Source organism: Tropicimonas sp. IMCC6043 (genome assembly GCF_004146235.1).
Taxonomy (GTDB): Bacteria; Pseudomonadota; Alphaproteobacteria; order Rhodobacterales; family Rhodobacteraceae; genus Tropicimonas.
This window is the reverse complement of sequence record NZ_SELO01000150.1, coordinates 1-625: the sequence shown is the minus strand read 5'-3', so window position 1 is coordinate 625 and position 625 is coordinate 1. Positions and strand designations below refer to the sequence as shown.

Sequence of the window (625 nt, the reverse complement as noted above, 5' to 3'; positions counted from 1 at the left end):
AGCCTCGCGGCACACTCTCATCCAAATGCCACCGCCACTGCGGCCCAGAACGAAGCCGCTCGGCGCGTTTCTTGCGGATCTCGGCGGCGAAGATCGGGCCAAGGCGCTGTCGCCAGAACCGGACGGACTCGTCACTGATCTCGATCGCGCATTCGTGCAGCAGTTTCTCGATATTTCGGATGGATCGCGGGAAGCGACCTTATACCAACGGCCTTTCTGGCTGACTCTCGGGGATTCCCAAACGTTCCGATCTCTGACTCACTGCTGTTGAGGCATGAGGGAGACAGTGATGTCAGCAGCGGTAGCGATCACGCGGACGGACCCAACGGCAACGGAGTTGAGGCGGGCGGCGGGCAAGTGTCGGGACGCGAGGGCGGCGCGGCGGATGCTGGCGCTGGCACTGGTGCTGGAGGGCGCCGACCGGAGGACCGCGGCGGAGACCTGCGGGATGAACCGGCAAACATTGCGGGACTGGGTGCATCGCTACAATGCCGAGGGTCTTGCCGGGCTCGTGACCCTGCCGGGCGGGGCGCGGCCGCGGCGGCTCGACGCCGATCAGATCTCGGAGTTGCGGTCCTGGGTGGAGGCCGGTCCCGATCCTGCGGTGGATGGGGTAGTGCGCTGG

2 protein-coding genes are annotated in these 625 nt (G+C 66.2%); both read left to right on the top strand.

Going from position 1 to position 625, the window contains the following annotated elements:
- Positions 1-271: hypothetical protein (locus tag EU800_RS27390; protein ID WP_207210024.1), on the top strand; the 271-nt coding region annotated here is incomplete at its 5' end.
- 18 nt (positions 272-289) lie between these two features.
- Positions 290-625 (top strand): helix-turn-helix domain-containing protein (locus EU800_RS26180; RefSeq protein WP_165354867.1); only part of this gene is annotated, 336 nt, incomplete at its 3' end.